General features: G+C 71.2%; 17 protein-coding genes. 6 read left to right on the forward strand and 11 right to left on the reverse strand.

Going from position 1 to position 16,472, the window contains the following annotated elements; all coding sequences use genetic code 11:
- The 4 genes from C2L59_RS34460 to C2L59_RS34475 all read right to left on the reverse strand — a co-directional run.
- Window positions 1–869 (reverse strand): IS110 family transposase (locus C2L59_RS34460; protein ID WP_103350973.1); only part of this gene is annotated, 869 nt, incomplete at its 3' end.
- 293 nt (window positions 870–1,162) lie between these two features.
- Window positions 1,163–2,929, reverse strand: coding sequence for a gamma-glutamyltransferase family protein (locus C2L59_RS34465; protein ID WP_103353730.1), 1,767 nt, complete (start codon window positions 2,927–2,929; stop codon window positions 1,163–1,165).
- Between the two features lie 30 nt (window positions 2,930–2,959).
- The gene (locus C2L59_RS34470; protein WP_233223838.1) at window positions 2,960–3,343 is read right to left on the reverse strand and encodes a VOC family protein; all 384 of its coding nucleotides are present in this window, start codon (window positions 3,341–3,343) and stop codon (window positions 2,960–2,962) included.
- A 133-nt stretch (window positions 3,344–3,476) separates the two neighbouring features.
- Window positions 3,477–4,781, reverse strand: coding sequence for a UDP-glucose/GDP-mannose dehydrogenase family protein (locus C2L59_RS34475; protein ID WP_103353732.1), 1,305 nt, complete (start codon window positions 4,779–4,781; stop codon window positions 3,477–3,479).
- Between the two features lie 145 nt (window positions 4,782–4,926).
- Here C2L59_RS34475 and C2L59_RS34480 point away from each other — a divergent pair, with 145 nt between their 5' ends.
- Complete coding sequence (locus tag C2L59_RS34480; protein ID WP_103353733.1) at window positions 4,927–5,685, forward strand: SDR family NAD(P)-dependent oxidoreductase; 759 nt, start codon at window positions 4,927–4,929, stop codon at window positions 5,683–5,685.
- 45 nt (window positions 5,686–5,730) lie between these two features.
- On the opposite strand, the gene C2L59_RS34485 is transcribed toward C2L59_RS34480, so the two are convergent.
- The 3 genes from C2L59_RS34485 to C2L59_RS34495 all read right to left on the reverse strand — a co-directional run bounded on the left by C2L59_RS34485 (window position 5,731) and on the right by C2L59_RS34495 (window position 8,863).
- Window positions 5,731–6,378 carry a class I SAM-dependent methyltransferase gene (locus C2L59_RS34485; RefSeq protein WP_103353734.1) on the reverse strand — a complete coding sequence of 216 codons (648 nt, stop codon included), beginning with the start codon at window positions 6,376–6,378 and terminating at the stop codon, window positions 5,731–5,733.
- A 132-nt stretch (window positions 6,379–6,510) separates the two neighbouring features.
- Window positions 6,511–7,140, reverse strand: coding sequence for a PadR family transcriptional regulator (locus C2L59_RS34490; RefSeq protein ID WP_103353735.1), 630 nt, complete (start codon window positions 7,138–7,140; stop codon window positions 6,511–6,513).
- 82 nt (window positions 7,141–7,222) lie between these two features.
- Entirely contained in the window at window positions 7,223–8,863 is a 1,641-nt protein-coding gene (locus tag C2L59_RS34495; RefSeq protein WP_199199396.1) for a TM0106 family RecB-like putative nuclease, read from the reverse strand.
- A gap of 90 nt (window positions 8,864–8,953) precedes the next feature.
- On the opposite strand from C2L59_RS34495, the gene C2L59_RS34500 reads away from it, so the two are divergent.
- Window positions 8,954–9,415, forward strand: coding sequence for a DUF6474 family protein (locus C2L59_RS34500; RefSeq protein WP_103353737.1), 462 nt, complete (start codon window positions 8,954–8,956; stop codon window positions 9,413–9,415).
- A gap of 165 nt (window positions 9,416–9,580) precedes the next feature.
- Here C2L59_RS34500 and C2L59_RS34505 read toward each other — a convergent pair whose 3' ends face one another.
- From C2L59_RS34505 to C2L59_RS34520, 4 genes are read right to left on the reverse strand one after another with little or no spacing between them, the layout of a single operon-like run.
- The gene (locus C2L59_RS34505) at window positions 9,581–10,540 is read right to left on the reverse strand and encodes a glycine betaine ABC transporter substrate-binding protein (RefSeq protein ID WP_103353738.1); all 960 of its coding nucleotides are present in this window, start codon (window positions 10,538–10,540) and stop codon (window positions 9,581–9,583) included.
- Window positions 10,537–11,319, reverse strand: coding sequence for an ABC transporter permease (locus C2L59_RS34510; RefSeq protein WP_103353739.1), 783 nt, complete (start codon window positions 11,317–11,319; stop codon window positions 10,537–10,539). The genes C2L59_RS34505 and C2L59_RS34510 overlap by 4 nt, the downstream gene beginning before the upstream one ends.
- A complete protein-coding gene (locus C2L59_RS34515) occupies window positions 11,316–12,482 on the reverse strand; it encodes an ABC transporter ATP-binding protein (protein ID WP_103353740.1) in 1,167 nt (388 codons plus the stop codon). The genes C2L59_RS34510 and C2L59_RS34515 overlap by 4 nt, the downstream gene beginning before the upstream one ends.
- Complete coding sequence (locus C2L59_RS34520) at window positions 12,475–13,122, reverse strand: ABC transporter permease (protein WP_103353741.1); 648 nt, start codon at window positions 13,120–13,122, stop codon at window positions 12,475–12,477. Before C2L59_RS34520 ends, C2L59_RS34515 begins: the two co-directional genes overlap by 8 nt.
- A gap of 293 nt (window positions 13,123–13,415) precedes the next feature.
- Between C2L59_RS34520 and C2L59_RS34525 the strand changes: the two genes are divergently transcribed.
- The 4 genes from C2L59_RS34525 (at window position 13,416) to C2L59_RS34540 (ending at window position 16,419) form a co-directional block, all read left to right on the forward strand.
- Window positions 13,416–13,910, forward strand: a complete 495-nt coding sequence (locus C2L59_RS34525) for a hypothetical protein (RefSeq protein ID WP_103353742.1) — start codon at window positions 13,416–13,418, stop codon at window positions 13,908–13,910.
- 71 nt (window positions 13,911–13,981) lie between these two features.
- Window positions 13,982–14,740: a YcnI family protein gene (locus C2L59_RS34530; protein WP_103353743.1), complete on the forward strand. Its 759-nt coding sequence runs from the start codon at window positions 13,982–13,984 to the stop codon at window positions 14,738–14,740.
- Window positions 14,741–14,842: 102 nt separating this feature from the next.
- Window positions 14,843–15,391: a copper resistance CopC family protein gene (locus C2L59_RS34535; protein ID WP_199199405.1), complete on the forward strand. Its 549-nt coding sequence runs from the start codon at window positions 14,843–14,845 to the stop codon at window positions 15,389–15,391.
- Window positions 15,391–16,419: a copper resistance D family protein gene (locus tag C2L59_RS34540; RefSeq protein WP_103353745.1), complete on the forward strand. Its 1,029-nt coding sequence runs from the start codon at window positions 15,391–15,393 to the stop codon at window positions 16,417–16,419. The genes C2L59_RS34535 and C2L59_RS34540 overlap by 1 nt, the downstream gene beginning before the upstream one ends.
- Window positions 16,420–16,472 lie beyond the last annotated feature (53 nt).

The following is a 16,472-nucleotide window of genomic DNA, read 5'->3' on the forward strand; positions in this document are numbered from 1 at the left end:
TCGAGCAGGATGCGGGCTGCGGTCCTGACGCCGATGCCGGGCATCGAGGTCAGGACCCCGGCAAGAGGGTGCGCATCGAGTATCCCCTCGACCTGCTCAGCAACCTGTTTCCGTTGCAGGAGAACTGTTTTGAGGCTGTCGGCCAGCCGAGGCAAGACCGTGTCCGCGGCGGCGGTGCCCGGAACGGTGACGGTCTGCTCGCCCAGCGCGGTCATGATCGCCTCGACCAGCCGCTCGCCGATGCGCGGAGCGTGGGCCTTGGCGATCGCGGTGAGCTTGCGGCGGCCGGCCTTGGCGATGCCGGCCGGGCCTCCGCAGCGAGACAGGATTTCCAGCACGGCCGGGTGGCTGATCCGCGGGCCGATGGCGTGTTCGAGGGCGGGGTGGATGCCGGTGAGCAGCCCGCGGATGCGGTTGCTGATCCGGGTGGCTTCGCCGGCCAGGTCATCGTCGAACCCGACCAGCACCTCCAGCTCCGCCAGCGCCTCATCGCCGACATCAACGGGCCGCAGCGTGTGCGGCAGGGAGCGGGCCGCGTCGGCGATGACGAACGCGTCGCGGGCGTCGGTCTTCGCCCGGCCGGGGTAGAGGTCGGCGATGCGGCGCATCGCCAGGCCGGGCAGGTAGGCGACCTGGTGCCCGGCGGCGCAGGCGACCGCGACCGGCAACGCGCCGATGGTGGCGGGCTGGTCGACCACGACCAGCAGCGTTCCGTGCGCGGCGAGCTTGTCGAACAGGGCCTTCAGTTTGGGTTCGGTGTTGGGCAGCGGCGCGTCGTGCAGCCGGTTGCCGTCCGGGTCGAGACCGACCGCGTGATGGGCGTCCTTGCCGACGTCCAGGCCGAGAAACACGCCGAAAGTGCTGCTCATCCACCATGCCGTTCGTTCGCCGCGAGTGGTCACCGGGTTGGGCATCGATGGCCGGCACCCACGCCTGCGACGAGACCTACCCAGCGGTGGCCATGTCCCTATCAGCGGTCCCTCGGTGCCACCAGACCCGGTGACACCACCCCCCGGATCATGGGTTCGACTGGGGGCGTTAGTCATGCCGGGTCTGGTGACCACAGCTCCTTGATCAGAAACTACGAAAAAGGTAACTGTGATTCTGGGGTGGCAGCCCGGCCTGGTCTGGTTGCTGCCAGGCTCGGCGCCGACTGCTCCGGTTAGCGACCTGCCGCGTAGCCCTGCATCCCGCGTGCGTTCGCCGCCGCCCGCAGGACCCCGTCCGCGCGGGAAACCGCGGACAGGCGGCCCAGCGCCCAGTCGCCCGCGTCCACCACCGAGTGGCCGCGGGCGCGGAGTGCGTCCACAGTGGACGCACCGAGGCGGGACTCCACCACCAGCTCGCGCGGGTTCCAGGACCGCGGGTAGAACGAGCTCGGGAACGCCGTCGTGTGCCAGGCCGGTGCGTCGATCGACTCCTGGAGGTTGAGGCCGCCGTAGACGTGGGCCAGCCAGAAGCACAGCTGCCACTGGTCCTGCTGGTCGCCGCCCGGGGTGCCGAACGCCAATGCCGGGACGCCGTCGCGCAGGGCCAGCGACGGGGACAGCGTGATGCGCGGGCGCTTGCCCGGGGCCAGGGAGTTCGGCAAGCCCTGCTCCAGCCAGAACATCTGGCCGCGGGAATCCAGGCAGAAACCCAGGGAAGGGATCGTCGGGCTCGACTGCAGCCAGCCGCCCGACGGCGTCAGGGACACCAGGTTGCCCGCCGCGTCGACGACGTCCAGGTGGACCGTGTCGCCGCGGGTTTGGCCCTGGGGGCCCACCGTCGGCTCGCCCGTGGCGCCGCCGCCCGCTTCGATGCCCTGCAGGGAGCCCAGGATGGCCGGGAGACGCGCCGGGCCGCGGGCGTCGCCGGGGCGGAGCTCAGCCGAAGCCGACTCACCGATCAGCGCGCGGCGGGCGTCGGTGTATGACGGCGAAAGCAGCACGTCCAGGGGGACGTCGGTGTCGCCGTACCAGGCCTCCCGGTCCGCGAAGGCCAGCTTCGCCGCTTCGGTCGCCAGGTGCACCGTGCGCTCCGACGGGATTCCGTCCACATAGGACAGCTCGGTGCCGAAGCCGTGCAGCAGGAGCGCCTGTTGCAGCAGCGCCGGGCCCTGGGTCCAGCCGCCCATCTTCACCAGGCGCCAGTCGCCGACGTCGACGGATGCGGGGGTCTCGTACGTCGCCGACCACGACGCCAGGTCCTCGCCGGTCAGCAGGCCCGCGTGGTCGCGGCCCGAATCGTCGCGGAACGCGCGACGGCTGAACGCGTCGATCGCTTCCGCCACGAAACCCTGCGACCAGGCCCGACGTCCGGCGTCGATCTGCGCCTCGCGGCCCGATACCGACTCCGCCTCCCGCAGGAGACGCTCCCACGTGTCGGCCAGCGCCGGGTTGCGGTGCAGGCCGGCCGCGGGCTTGCCGTCCGGCATCCAGAGCGCCGCCGACGTCGGCCAGTGCTCGGTGAACAGGCGGGCCACCGCGCTGATCGTGTCGCCGACGCGCGACACCAGCGGGACGCCGTTGCGCGCGTAGCCGATCGCGTACGACAGCACCGTGCGAAGTGGCTTCGTGCCGTAGTCGCGAAGCAGCAGGAGCCAGGCGTCCCAGGCGCCCGGGACGGTCGCCGGGAGCAGGCCGCTGCCGGGGATCAGGTCCAGGCCCAGCGAAGCGAAGTGCGCGGACGTGGCCCCCGCGGGCGACGGGCCCTGTCCGGCCAGCGCCCGCGGGGCCGGGTCGTCCGCCGTCACGAAGAGGCCCGGCACCTGGCCCGCCGGGCCGCACAGGTGCGGCTCGGCGACCTGCAGGACGAAGCCGGCCGCGACCGCCGCGTCGAACGCGTTGCCGCCGTCCTCCAGCACCGCCATCCCGGTGGCCGAAGCCAGCCAGTGCGTCGATGCCACCATCCCGAAGGTGCCGGTCAGCTCCGGCCTCGTCGTGAACATGCCCCGATAGTACGCATTGCTAAGGAACTTTCACCAGGACGACGGCCGCTTCCGGTCCGGCTCGTACGGCTGCGTGATGATTTCCATCCCGTTGCCGCCGGGATCGAGGAAATAGACACCCCGGCCGCCGTGGTTGTGGTTGGTTTCGCCGATCTGCTTTCCCATCGGATCGGCGTGGTAGGTCACGCCCGTTCCGACGAGCCGCGCGAACACGGCGTCGAAGTCGTCTTCCGGAATGAGGAAGCAGTAGTGCTGCAGGCGAAGGTCCTTCTCGGGCACGCTCGCGAAGTCCAGCCGGACGCCGTTGCGCGTCTCGACGGGGATGAACGGGCCCCATTCTTCGCCGACTTCGAGGCCGAGCAGGTTCGCCAGGAATTCGGCGGATTCCCGGTTGTTCCGGGACGGGACGATCAAGTGGTTCAATTCAACGGAAACGGATACCGACACGATTGAAATGCCTCCGGGGCACTCCCGCCACCTCCATGTCTCACCCAGCCGGTGACCGACACGCGATGCCGTACCGATCACCCTAGCGGGCCGCGGAAGATCAGGAAACCTTGATTCGCGCCGCCGCCCGCGGCCGCCCGACGCCCTGCCAGGACAGCCCGGCGGCCACGATCACCCGCGGGTCGAGCAGGTTGCGCGTGTCGACGACGTCGATGCCGTCCATCAGCTCGGCCATCGCGGCCCAGTCGAGGTGCTTGAACTCGGCCCACTCGGTCAGCACGACGACGGCGTCCGCGTCCTTCGCGACCTGGTAGGCGTCGTCGACGACGGTCATCCCGGGGATCTCGCCGTCGACCGCCGGGTCGTAGGCGGTCAGCTCCGCGCCCAGCGCGCCCAGCACCGAGGACACGGCGAGCGCGGGCGAGTCGCGCAGGTCGTTCGTGCCCGCCTTGAACGCCAGGCCCAGCACGCCGATCCGGGCGCCGGCCAGCGTCCCGCCGACCGCGCCGGCGATCTTCGCGACGATCCGGTCGCGCTGGGCGATGTTCTCGTCGATGGCCGAGGTCAGCATGGTGAAGTCGTAGTTCACCGATTCGGCCACCTTGACCAGCGCGCTGGTGTCCTTCGGCAGGCAGGAGCCGCCCCAGCCGGGGCCGGGCTTGAGGAACGTCCGCCCGATGCGCCGGTCGTACCCCATGCCCTCGGTGACGAGGTCGATGTCCGCCCCGAGCCGTTCGCACAGCTCGGCGATCGAGTTGACGTAGGACAGCTTCAGCGCGAGGTAGCAGTTGGCGGCGTACTTGACCAGCTCCGCGCTCGCCGCGTCGGCGACGACGACCGGCGCGTCCAGCTCGGCGTACAGCTCGCCGACCCGGCGCGCGGCGGCGAGGTCGTCCGAGCCGACGACGATCCGGTCCGGCCCCAGGAAGTCGGCGACCGCGGTGCCTTCGCGGAGGAACTCGGGGTTCGACACCACCGGCACGTCGGTCCGGCCGACCAGCGCCTGGATCCGCTTCGACGTGCCGACCGGCACGGTCGACTTGGTGACCAGCGCGCAGCCGGCGGGCAGGACGTCGCCGATCTCGGCCGTCACCGCCTCGACCGCGCGCAGGTCCGCGGAGCCGCCCGCCCCCATCGGCGTCGGCACGCAGAGGAACACCGCCTGCGCGTCGCGGACGGCGTCCCGCGCGCCGACGACGAACCGGAGGCGCCCCGCCGCGAGCCCGCGGTTCACCAGGTCGTCGAGCCCCGGTTCGAGGATGTCGACGCGGCCCGCGGCCAGCCGCGAGACCTTCGCGCGGTCGACGTCCACGCAGGTGACGAAATGCCCGAGGCCGGCCAGGCAGGCCCCCGTGGTCAAGCCGACGTATCCGGTTCCTACCACCACGATCCGAGCTGGCGTCATGGTGCTGAAGGTGACAGCCGGACGTGACCACCGCGCTAACGGAACCGGTCGCGCCCGGGAGCGGTGAGCGAAGACACGAACCGGCCGCATGCGAACGAGCGTTAACCTGTCCCAGCGAATCGGAGCAGCGAAGGGAACGGCAGAGATGCAGATCAACGGCACCGCGGCGCTCGTCACCGGGGGCGCGTCCGGCCTCGGCGGCGCGACGGCGAAGGCCCTCGCGGCCAAGGGCGCGCGGGTGTTCGCGCTGGACCTGGCGTCGTCCATCGATAAGGCCGAGCAGCTCGACGGCATCACCTACGTCGAGGCCGACGTCACCGACGTCGACCAGGTCGAGGCCGCCGTCGCGCAGGCCGCCGGCTCCGGCGTGCCGCTGCGGACCGTGGTGAACTGCGCCGGCATCGGGCCGTCCGCGCGGATCCTGTCCAAGAAGGGCCGCCACGACCTCGCGCTGTACGCGAAGGTCATCCAGATCAACCTGGTCGGCACCTTCAACGTGCTGACCATCGCCTCCGAGGCGATCGCGAAGACCGAGCCCCTCGCGGACGACGCTCGCGGCGTCATCATCAACACCGCCTCGATCGCCGCGTACGACGGCCAGATCGGGCAGGTCGCCTACTCCTCGTCCAAGGGCGGCGTCGTCGGCATGACCCTCCCCGCGGCCCGTGACCTGGCCTCACACGGCATCCGCGTGCTGACCATCGCGCCGGGCATCGTCGACACCCCGATGCTCGCCACGGTCAGCGACGACTTCCGCGCGTCGCTCGCGGCCGGCGTCCCGTTCCCGAAGCGGCTCGCCCGGCCGGACGAGTACGCGCAGCTCGCGCTGTCCCTGATCGACCACGACTACCTGAACGGCGAGGTCGTCCGCATGGACGGCTCGCTCCGGATGGCCCCCCGCTGATCCCGACGGGCGGCACTTTAACGTGAGAGTGCCGCCCTCTGCCGGTCAGCGGGTGAGGCGGACCTCCAGGCCGATGCCGTCGGTGGTGACCGAGCAGCCGCCGAACGCGCTTGCCGCAGCCAGCTCCTCGAACTGCGCCGGCGTGAACGCGCGGCGCCGCAGCCAGGTGAGCGCCTGCCGGGTGGTGAAGCCGGCGACGACACCGACGTTCATCCCGGCCACCACGCGGTCGATGTCCGCGCCGGTGGCTTGATGGTTGAGGTCGTGGATCACCGCGTAGCCGCCCGGGCGCAGCAACCGGTGCATCTCGTTCAGCGCGCTCACCGGTTGCCGGAAGTTCTTGAACGCGGCCTGGCAGACCAGGAAGTCGAACGACTCGTCGGCGAACGGCGCGTGCGTGATGTCGCCCTGGCGGAAGTCGATGTCCGGGCCGTTTTCCCGGGCGATCTCCACCATCGTGTGACTGATGTCGAGCCCGGTGACGCGGTAGCCGCGCTTCGCCAGCTCCACGGCGAAGAAGCCGGGCCCGGGCGCGACCTCCAGGACTTCGGCGCCCTCCGGCCAGCCGGCGGTGACCTCGGCCGCCTGTCGCCGGTACTGCGCGAGCTGGGCTTCGGTCCCGCGGTTCTTGGCGTACCAGCGGGCCTGGAACCCCTCCATTTCGGGCACTCGGTGCTTGCGGGTCGTCTCCATGGATCTCCTCCTCGGTTGGACCGAACCGAAGAGCGCACCCGGTTTATCCTTGCGGTGCCACCTCGTGGCCGGGCGTGCTCGGTTCGGGGTCGAGGACCCCGGGCGGTGTGCCAGCACCTCCCGGGGTCCGTGCTATTTCTCCACGAGCTTCCCGAAGTCGTCAGGAAGCTCGCCGGTCTCGTGCCAGCGCCGCCAGGCTGCGATGCCCGGCATGGTGCCGCTGGTCAGTTCGTCGAGGAAGCCGCGCACCCAGCGCGCCTCGGCCTCCGTCATCGCGATGTCGTACTCGACCTCGATCAGGAACATCCGCGGCATCAGCGGCCGCAGCTGATCGAGCCCGGCCCGCTGCTTCTCGGCCCGCTCGTCGAGCTGATCGAGCCGCTCCCGCAGCCGGCTGATTGCCTGGTCGGGGCCCAGGACGCCGATCATCGACAGCCCGGACCGGAACCGCGGGGGTTCCGGGTCGACCGTGCCGACGAGCTCGCGGACCCAGTCCTCGTACTCCTCGCGTCCGGCCGGGGTGATCCGGTAGACGGTCCGCTCGGGGCGTCCGCCGTCCTTCACGCTCTCGACGGCCTCGATGAAGCCGTGTTTCTCCAGGTTGGCGACGACGGTGTAGAGCGAGCCCCACTTGATCGGCAGGTCGGCGTCCTTGCCGCGTTCCTTCAGCACGGCCGCCATCTCGTACGGGTGCATGGGGCGTTCCTGCACGGCGGACAGTACGGCCAGGCCCAGCAGGTTGCCGACCTTCCGCCGCTTCATTTCGTCTCCTCGCGCACGAGTACTCGCAGACGAGTATTACGCAGAACGCGTCAGCAGGCAAGTGTCTTAGCCGACGCAACACTCAGAGGTCGAACATGTACGGCACTTCGGCCTGCGCCCGCGCGTCGATCCACTCGCGCAGCGCCCGCGTCGCGAGGACGTCGTCCTCGTTGTAGCGCAGGAGCCGCTCGCGCTGGTCGTCGTCCGGCTTCTCGCCGTCCATGCCCACGGCGTCGCGGTACCAGCGCATCGACGCCTCGCCGCCCGCCTCCGGGTCGCGCCAGGCGAACCCGGCGACCGGCGCGATCACCTTCAGGCCCTTGCCGTGGGAGCACAGGAACTGGTCGGTGACGCTGCGGAAGAGGTCCACCCACTGCTCGGAATCCACAAAGGACTGGATGTCCTTTTTCGACGGGACGCCGGGGTGGTCGCCGAAGCGCTCCACCGAGCCGAAGAGCCAGCGGTTCTCGGCGAGCGCGTTGTAGCAGTAGGCGCGGAAGGTCAGGCCGGCCGCTTCGGTGCGCTCGCGGACGTCGGAGAGCCAGGCCCAGAACTCGGCGAAGGAGCGGGCCTCGTCGTCGGTGGGCAGCGGGTCCCACGTCGCGAAGGCGCGGTAACCCTGCTCGACACCGATGTCGGCGCCGGTCAGCAGGCAGCCCCAGAGGTACGCGCCGGCGTCGCCGAAGCTCTCCATGTCGACGTCGACCTCGACGTCGGCGCGCGGCACCTCGACCCGGCCGACCCGGCGCACCAGCGTGAGGTCGGCGAGCCAGGCGCGGGCGAGGACGACGGCATCCGGGAAGGTGACGCCCGTCCAGTTCACCGCCGGCGGCTCGCCCGCCGGGTCGAGCGCGGCCAGCTTGTCCACAGTGGACACGCCGGCCCGGCGCAGCTCGACGGCGTCTTCGCCGCGGACGACGAGGCTGACGTCCCGGGTCTCGGTGAGCACGACCTCGCACGTCGGCCACCACGGGCAGCGGCGGCACTCCAGCACGCGCGACGGCTCGGCGAGCGGCTCCTCGCCGTTCGCGGCCGCGGTGGCGATGGCCAGCCGGTCGGCGAACCGGGCCTGGTACTCGGTGAGCGCGCTGCGCCCGCCCGGCCAGGTGCCCGCGGCGAGGTCGTGCCAGACGACGACGTCGGCGTCGAGCCCGATCACACCGCCGAGCACGAGGCTCTCGTCGGCCTGCCCGAGCGTCTGCAGCATGCGGCGGATGTGCACGAGCCGGAGCTGGTCACGCGGCTGCGAGCGGATCTTGCGGCCTTCGTCGGCCTTCCGGTGCCCCGGGTCGAGGTCGGTCAGCCCGGTGACGATGGCGCCGGCGCCGCGGTCGGTGATGCGGTGGCGCACGACGAGCACCGGGACGTACCCGCGGCCGCTGCGGACCAGCAGGTCGATGCCGCCCCGCCGGTGCCCGGCCGTGTCGACCGGCAGCAGCGCACCCCAGATGTAGCGCGCGCCGTCGGCGAAGGCCTGCAGCGTCTGCTCGACGCGCTCGTGGGCGGGCAGGTCGCGGCCGATCTTCACCCACTGGTCGTCGTTGGCGGCCATCAGCCGGGCGACGATGTCCTCGCGGTGTGCGGTGGCGTCGTCGATCCGCTGCTGCGCGGTGGGGTCGGGCGGGGAAAGCGGCACCTCGCGCATGGCGGGGTCGTGTTCGAGGTGCACCCGGCGACGGCAGCGGCTGACCGCACCCGCGTCGAGTACCACCTCGGTGTTCATGGAGATCACTCTAGATTCCCACCGCCGAGCCGACATGCCCGCCACCCGGGCGACCAGTAAGTTCGACGTCGACACGTCGCAGGAGGTGCCATGGCGCGCAAGGCCAAGGTCGAGGGTGAAGCCAGGTTCACCCCTAAGAGGGCGAAGAACGCGGTCGCGGTGGCGAAGGTGCTCGGCCCGGCGGTGATCCCGGTGGTGGCGCCGCTGGCGGTCCGCGCCGCGGGCGCGGCCCGGGAGGCGTATGACCGCTACCAGGCGCGCAAGCTGGGCGTCTCGCTCGACAGACTGGGCGAGTACACCGGCCGCGGCGCGGCCCTGCACGCCCGCATCGCGGGAGTGGCCGAGGGCTGCCAGGACCTGCAGAAGTCGGAGAAGGCGTCCGACGCGGACCGGGAGTTCGCGAAGGGGGCACTCGGGACACTGGAGCAGCTGTCGGCTTCGGTCCGGGCGGCGGAGCGGATGCCGGCGGCACGGCGGAAGTCGGTACACCGCGCGGTGGCCGGCGAACTGGAGCGGCTGGAGGGCCAGCTGCTGCACCGGCTCGGGATCTGACGGCGGCGGCCCCCAGCGCTTTCGCAGCGGGGGCCGCTCCGGCCGGCACGGCGAAAACTGTCGGTGCCGGCCCCAACTCTTTCGCAGCGGGGGCCGCTCCGGCCGGCACGGCGAAAACTGTCGGTGCCGGCCGGTAGCGTCGAAAACGGGGGGCGCCCCCGCGGGCTACTGGATGAAGCCCTTCTTCACCATCCAGTCGTGCGCCACCTTCCCCGCGTCCTGGCCGTCGACGTCGACCTGCTTGCACAGCTCGACCATCTGCTCGTTGTCGATCGCCGCGCTCACCTTCTCCAGCGGCCCGCGGACCTCCGGGTGCTGCTTCAGCCACTCCGTGCGCAGCGTCGCCACCGCGTTGTACTGGGGGAACGCCTTCTTGTCGTCCTCCAGCACCCTAAGGTTCAGCCCCGAAATCCGGCCGTCCGTGGTGAAGACCTCGCCGACCGGGCAGGTTCCGCTCGCCACCGCCGAGTAGATCGTGCCGATGCCGAAGTTCTTCACCGTCGGCTTCTGGAAGCCGTACGCCTTGACCGCGGCCGGGAAGCCGTCCTGGCGGCTGGTGAACTCCGTCTCCAGGCAGAACACCGCCTGGTCCGGCTTCTGCTTGATGAACGCCGCCAGGTCGGACGTCGTCTTCAGGTTGTTCTTCGCCCCGTACGCCTCCGTCACCGCGAACGCGTACTGGTCGTTCAGCGGCGAGTAGTTGAGCCAGGTGACGCCGAACTTCTCCTCGTCCGCCTTGGCCGTCGCCTCGTACTGGGCCTTCTCGCCGCCCGGGACCGGGAGCTCGTTGCCCTGGTAGTTGATCCAGCCCGTGCCCGTGTACTCCCACGTCACGTCCGTCTGGCCGGACAGCAGCGCCTGCCGGGACGAGTTCGACCCCTTGATGTCGGACAGGTCGACGACGTCCGCGCCGGCCGCCGTCAGGGCCATCTCGGCCATGTACGCCAGGATGATGTTCTCGGTGAAGTCCTTCGACCCCACCGTCACCTTCAGGCCCTGCAGGGACGGGATCGGCTGGATCGAGCCCGCTTTGATGTCGTACGGGACCGCCTGGTTGACCGTCAGCCCGCAGGACGACAGCGTCACGCCCAGCAGCGCCACGACGGCCAGTCGCCGGAGTTTCATCGCAGCCCCTTCGGTCCGAAGTACTGTTCGGCGACCGCGCCCAGCCAGTCCACCAGCAGCGCCAGCGCGACCGCCAGCACCGAGCCGGTGACCAGCACCGGTGTCAGGTTCAGCTTGTAGCCGGTGTCGATGAGCAGGCCGAACCCGCCCGCGTTGACGAACATGCCGAACGTCGCCGTGCCGACCGCCAGGACCAGCGAGGTGCGCAGGCCGGCCAGGATCAGCGGGACGGCCAGCGGCAGCTCGACGCGCCAGAGCACCGCGCCCGCCGACATGCCGATGCCGCGGCCCGCGTCGATCAGGGCCGGGTCGACCTGCTGGATGCCGACCATCGTGTTCCGCAGCACCGGCAGCAGCGAGTAGAACGCCAGCGGCAGCGCCGCCACCCAGATCCCGCCGGTCGCGCCGGTGATGATGAACCACAGCACCAGCACGCCCAGTGCGGGCGCGGCCTGGCCGATGTTGGCGATGGCCAGGAAGATCGGCGCCAGGAAGCGCGCCCACGGCCGGGTCACCAGGATCCCCAGCGGCACCGCCACCAGCACCACGATCGCGGTCACCACCAGCGTCATCAGCAGGTGGTCCCACAACGCCGTGAACAGCGACGACGCGTTGAGCGTCTCCTTCTCCGTCGCGGTCAGCCCGCTGGAGAACACCGACACCAGCGTCACCGCGACGATCACCAGCACCACGACCGGCTGGGCGAACAGCCGGACGCGTTCCGCCCGCCGCGAACCGGAGTCGGTGCTGTAGCCGGTGTCGACGGCGGCCGTCGTCATGCGGACACCTCTTCACCGTTCGTGTGTTCGTCGCGCAGCTGCTGGATGGTCGCGATCACGGTGTCCAGCTGGATGGTGCCCGCGTATTCGCCGCGCGCGCCGGTGACCGGCACCGAGCCGCCCTCGGCGAGCATCGCCTCGAGCGCGTCCTGCAGCGTCGACTGCAGGCTGACGACGTCCCGCAGCGGCTTGCCCAGGTCGGCCAGCGACGTCGCGGACGTCAGCTCGCGGACGTGCACCCACCGCGTCGGGCGGCGGCGCGCGTCCAGCACCAGCGCGAAGTGCTTGCGCGAGGACTGCAGCTTCTCCCGCACCGAGGCGGGCGACTCGTCGACGGTCACCGTGAGCGCGTCCTGCTGGAGCTCGACGTCCCGGACGCGCAGCAGGGTCAGCTGCTTCAGCGACGCGCCCGCGCCCACGAAACCCGCGACCGTGTCGTCCGCCGGGTTCGCCAGGATCGCTTCGGGCGTGTCGTACTGCAGGATCGTCGACTGGTTGCCGAGCACCGCGATCTTGTCGCCGAGCTTCACGGCCTCGTCGAAGTCGTGCGTGACGAACACGATCGTCTTCTTCAGCTCGCTCTGCAGGCGCAGCAGCTCGTCCTGCAGGTTGCCGCGGGTGATCGGGTCGACCGCGCCGAACGGCTCGTCCATCAGCAGCACCGGCGGGTCCGCGGCGAGCGCCCTGGCCACGCCGACGCGCTGCTGCTGGCCGCCCGAGAGCTGGCGCGGGAAGCGGTCGCGGAAGTCGGCCGGGTCCAGCCCGACCAGGTCCATCATCTCCTCGACCCGGTCGTTGACCTTCTTCTTGTCCCAGCCGAGCAGGCCCGGCACCACCGCGATGTTCTGCGCGACGGTGAAGTGCGGGAACAGCCCGGCCTGTTGAATGGCGTAGCCGATCCGGCGGCGCAGCGTGTCGACGTCCAGCTTCAGCGCGTCCTCGCCGCCGATGGTGATCTTGCCGGACGTCGGCTGGACCAGGCGGTTGATCATCCGCATGGTGGTCGTCTTGCCGCAGCCGGACGGGCCGACGAACACCACGATCTTCCCCGCGGGCACGACCATCGAGAAGTCGTTCACGGCGGCTTCGCGGGTGCCGGGGTACCGCTTGGTCACGTGCTCCAGCTCGATTTCGACGCCGGAGACTTCCTCGTTCTCAGCCACGGACACCCCTCGAGACGGTGAAGCGCTTGATCAGGACGTAGACGCCGTCGAGCAGCAGGGCGAGGATGACGACCCCGACCGTGCCGGTGACGGCTTGGTTGAGGGAGTTCGTGCTCCCCGCGTTGGTGAGCCCGGAGAAGACCTCGGCGCCGAAGCCGGGGCCCTTCGCGTAGGCGGCGATGACCGCGATGCCCATCAGCATCTGGGTGGCCACCCGCATGCCGGTGAGGATCGCCGGCCAGGCCAGCCGCAGCTCGACCCGGGTGAGCACGCCGAAGCGGCTCATCCCGATGCCGCGGGCGGCGTCGGTGACCGCCGGGTCGACGCCGTCGAGCCCGACGATGGTGTTCCGGACGATCGGCAGCAGGCCGTAGAGCACCAGCGCGATCACGGCCGTCGTCGGACCGAGCCCGGAAATCGGGATCAGCAGGCCCAGGAGGGCGAACGACGGAACCGTCAGGATCGTGCTCGCCAGCGCCGTGGCCACCGCCGAACCGATCGGGCTGCGGTACACCGCGACCCCGATCAGCACGCCGAGGACCGCGGCGAGGATGGTGCACTGCACGACCATGCTGGTGTGCAGGTAGGCCTCCAGCCACAGTTTGCTCGCCCGGTCGGAGATGTAGTCGAAGAGGTTCATCCGTGTCGCTCTCCCGCCCTTCGCGCCGGCCCTTCACCCGAACGGGCTAGTTCCTGACCGACGGCTCAGTACCCACGGCACCGCCGGCCCAAACCTCCGGCTTTGCGCCCACCGTGGCCCAGCTCGGCGGGATCGGCAACAAATCACCTGAACCACAGCGCCGGGCGGGCCGTGAACTCCTTGTGTGCTCATTACCCGGGATCACACGTTCGCGCCGGAGCAGGTCCCTTAGGCTGCTCGGCATGAGCGTTCCGGCACGGCGACCAGCCGTGCTGGGTGTTACCCGTGGGGCGTTGCTCGCCGTGAGTGCCGCGGTGCTTTCCGTGACCGCCCACCGGCTCGCCGACGGCGGCCTGCCCGACCCGGCGATGACCGCGCTGCTCACCGGCCTGTTCGGCTGGACGGCGGCCGCGCTCGCCCGCAAGGCCCGCGGCCCGGTCGCCACCATCACGCTGCTGGGGATCGCCCAGCTGGTGATGCACCTGCTGCTCACCACGCTGGCCGGCCACCACGACATGTACGCGATGCCCGGCCGCACCGGGCTCGGCATGATCGGCGCGCACGCGGTGGCGACCGTCGTCACGGCGCTGCTGCTCGCCCGCGCGGACACGATGCTGCTGACCGTGCTGGCCGTGCTGCGCGCCTTCCTGCCGCGGCTGCTGACCCCGTTGCCGGTGCCGTCCGCGCGGCCCGCCCTCGTCCCGGCCCGCGTGGCCGGTCCGGACCACCTCGTCGGCGTCGACCTGCGCCGGATCCGCGGGCGGCGCGGCCCGCCCGTCCACTCCTGAAACCCAGCTCGTCCCCGAACCAGCGGACCCCGGGTCCGCTGCCCCTTCTTGAGTTCATCAGGAGTGAACCCATGTCCCAGCACGTCTTCAAGCGCGCCGGTTTCCTCGCCGCCACCGTCGGTGTCGCCGGCCTCCTCGGCGCGGGCGTCGCGTCCGCGCACGTCACCGCGAACGTCTACGGCCCGCAGCCCACGAAGGGCGGCTACGCGGCGGTCGTGTTCCGCGTGCCGAGCGAGGAGAAGGACCCGATCACCACCACGAAGGTCGCCGTCGACTTCAAGGCGGACTACGGCATCGGCTCGGTGCGCACCAAGCCGGTCCCCGGCTGGACCGCCCAGGTGACCAAGTCCAAGCTGCCCACCCCGATCACCAAGGACAACGGCACCCAGATCACCGAAGCCGTCACGGCGGTGACCTGGACCGCGCAGCCGGGTAGCGAGCTCAAGGCCACCGACTACCAGGAGTTCTCGGTCAGCTTCGGCCCCCTGCCGACCAACGTGGACCAGGTCGAGTTCCCGGCCCACCAGACCTACAGTGACGGCAAGGTCGTCGACTGGAACCAGCCGACGCCGGCGAACGGCGAGGAGCCGGAGCACCCGGCCCCGGCCGTCAAGCTGGCCGCGAAGGCCGAGGGCGACGAGCACGGCATGGCCGCGAACACCGCGGCGACCACCGGTGAGCACACCGAGGCCGCCTCGGCCACGTCGGACAGCACGGCCCGCTGGCTCGGCGGGGCCGGCCTGCTCGTCGGCGCCATCGGCCTCGGCGTCGGAGCCGGCGCGACCATCCGGGCCCGCAAGGCCACGGCGAAGTCGGGAGGCAACAGCTAAATGCGCAGTGTGCCTATCGTTGCCAATCCGACCGGCAGTCACGGCGGAAACCCTCGCCTGGCGTGGATCGGCCGCGGACCGTGTCCGCCTGCTTTCGGCCGGATTGGCAAGGCCCTCGTCGCGCTGGCGTTGACCGCGGTGGCCGTGCTCGGCACGGCCACCCCGGCGCTGGCCCACAACGTGCTGATCTCCTCGGACCCGGCGAACGGCTCGTCCGTCGCCGCCGGCCCGGCCAAGATCAGCCTGACGTTCGACCAGTACGTGCAGGGTGCGGACGTCAACCAGATCGCGGTGACCGGACCCGGTGGCGGCCAGTGGGCCGAGGGCCCGATCGGCGTGGTGAACAACGTCATCAGCGCGCCGCTGCGGCCGCTCGGGCCGGCCGGCAAGTACACCGTCGGCTACCGGGTGCTCTCCGCGGACGGCCACCCGGTGACCGGTGAGCTCACCTTCACCCTGACCACCGCGGGCACCGGCACGCCGGCGACCGTCGACGCGGCCCGGTCGCCGGGCGGCTCCGCCCAGGCGTCCACCGAGCCGGCGTCGAGCGGGGTGCCGATCTGGGTCTGGATCGCCGGCGCCGTCGTGCTGCTGGCGATCGGCCTCACCGTGGCCCTGCGCGCCGGCGGCAAAGTCGAAGAGAAGAACTGATGACCCAGGCCGAGACCACCGCGAAACCCCGCTACTCGGCGTTCCTCTGCGTCGTGACGGCGGGCCTGCTGGGCGCCCTCATCGGCGTCGCGCTCACCGCCACCGCCCCGGTCCCCGGCGTGGTGCAGCCCGGCGCGGTGGTCTCGGCCGGCATCCCGATCGTGCGGGTCCTGCTCGACCTCGCCGCGGTCACGACCATCGGGCTCGCCCTGCTGTCCGTGCTCGTCGGCTACGACCGGCCGAAGCTCACCGAGCCGGTCATGCGGCTGGCCCGCCCGGCCGGCGTCGCGGCCGCGCTCGTCTGGGCCACCGCGGCGGTGGTCGCGCTGATCCTGCAGACCGCGGAGTTCAAGCCGGGCGCCTCGACGCTCTCGCCGTCCGACATCGGCCAGTACATCGCCGCCGTCGGCGCCGGGAAGGCGCTGGTCATCGTCGCCGCGCTCGCGCTCGTCCACGCCGGGCTCGGCGCGCTGGCGCTGCGCTTCGGCGAGAAGGTGCCCGCCGAGGTCCGGGTCGGGCTCGGCCTGTTCGCGCTGCTGCCGCTGCCGGTCACCGGGCACGCGTCGAACTGGAGCTACCACGACTACACGATGATCTCGATGGAGCTGCACGTGATGAGCGCCGTCGCCTGGACCGGCGGCCTCGGCGCGATGACCGTGCTGCTGGTGGCGAACCGGACGCTGCTCGCGCACGCGCTGCCCCGGTTCTCGAAGCTCGCGACGCTCTGCCTGGTCATCTCCGCGGCCACCGGGGTGTTCAACGGCCTGGCGGAGATCTCCCTCAACCCGACCATCACCTTCTGGGCGGCGATCTTCACCACGCCGTACGGGCAGCTGCTCATCCTGAAGACGGCGTGCACTGGCATCATCGCCCTCCTCGGCGCGAACGTCCGCTGGAGGCTGATGCCGCGGATCATCCGCCACGACCGCACGGCGCTCGCCGCCTGGGCGACGCTCGAGCTGACGGTCATGGGATTGGCGTTCGGCTTCGCCGTCGTGCTGACGCGGGCGCCGGTCGTCGCTTCCTGACCGGCGTCCCCGCTGGTAGCGACCGGGATGCGTCACGGCGAGTAGCTGCAACT

The sequence above is a fragment of the Amycolatopsis sp. CA-128772 genome (genome assembly GCF_002904295.1).
In the GTDB taxonomy this organism is placed as follows: Bacteria; Actinomycetota; Actinomycetes; order Mycobacteriales; family Pseudonocardiaceae; genus Amycolatopsis.

Excerpts from the sequence above, each read along its gene's own strand:
- C2L59_RS34465 (WP_103353730.1), bottom strand. The coding sequence starts at position 2,929 with ATGTTCACGACGAGGCCGGAGCTGACCGGCACCTTCGGGATGGTGGCA.
- C2L59_RS34475 (WP_103353732.1), bottom strand. The coding sequence starts at position 4,781 with ATGACGCCAGCTCGGATCGTGGTGGTAGGAACCGGATACGTCGGCTTG.
- C2L59_RS34480 (WP_103353733.1), top strand. The coding sequence starts at position 4,927 with ATGCAGATCAACGGCACCGCGGCGCTCGTCACCGGGGGCGCGTCCGGC.
- C2L59_RS34485 (WP_103353734.1), bottom strand. The coding sequence starts at position 6,378 with ATGGAGACGACCCGCAAGCACCGAGTGCCCGAAATGGAGGGGTTCCAG.
- C2L59_RS34490 (WP_103353735.1), bottom strand. The coding sequence starts at position 7,140 with ATGAAGCGGCGGAAGGTCGGCAACCTGCTGGGCCTGGCCGTACTGTCC.
- C2L59_RS34495 (WP_199199396.1), bottom strand. The coding sequence starts at position 8,863 with ATGAACACCGAGGTGGTACTCGACGCGGGTGCGGTCAGCCGCTGCCGT.
- C2L59_RS34500 (WP_103353737.1), top strand. The coding sequence starts at position 8,954 with ATGGCGCGCAAGGCCAAGGTCGAGGGTGAAGCCAGGTTCACCCCTAAG.
- C2L59_RS34505 (WP_103353738.1), bottom strand. The coding sequence starts at position 10,540 with ATGAAACTCCGGCGACTGGCCGTCGTGGCGCTGCTGGGCGTGACGCTG.
- C2L59_RS34510 (WP_103353739.1), bottom strand. The coding sequence starts at position 11,319 with ATGACGACGGCCGCCGTCGACACCGGCTACAGCACCGACTCCGGTTCG.
- C2L59_RS34520 (WP_103353741.1), bottom strand. The coding sequence starts at position 13,122 with ATGAACCTCTTCGACTACATCTCCGACCGGGCGAGCAAACTGTGGCTG.
- C2L59_RS34530 (WP_103353743.1), top strand. The coding sequence starts at position 13,982 with ATGTCCCAGCACGTCTTCAAGCGCGCCGGTTTCCTCGCCGCCACCGTC.
- C2L59_RS34540 (WP_103353745.1), top strand. The coding sequence starts at position 15,391 with ATGACCCAGGCCGAGACCACCGCGAAACCCCGCTACTCGGCGTTCCTC.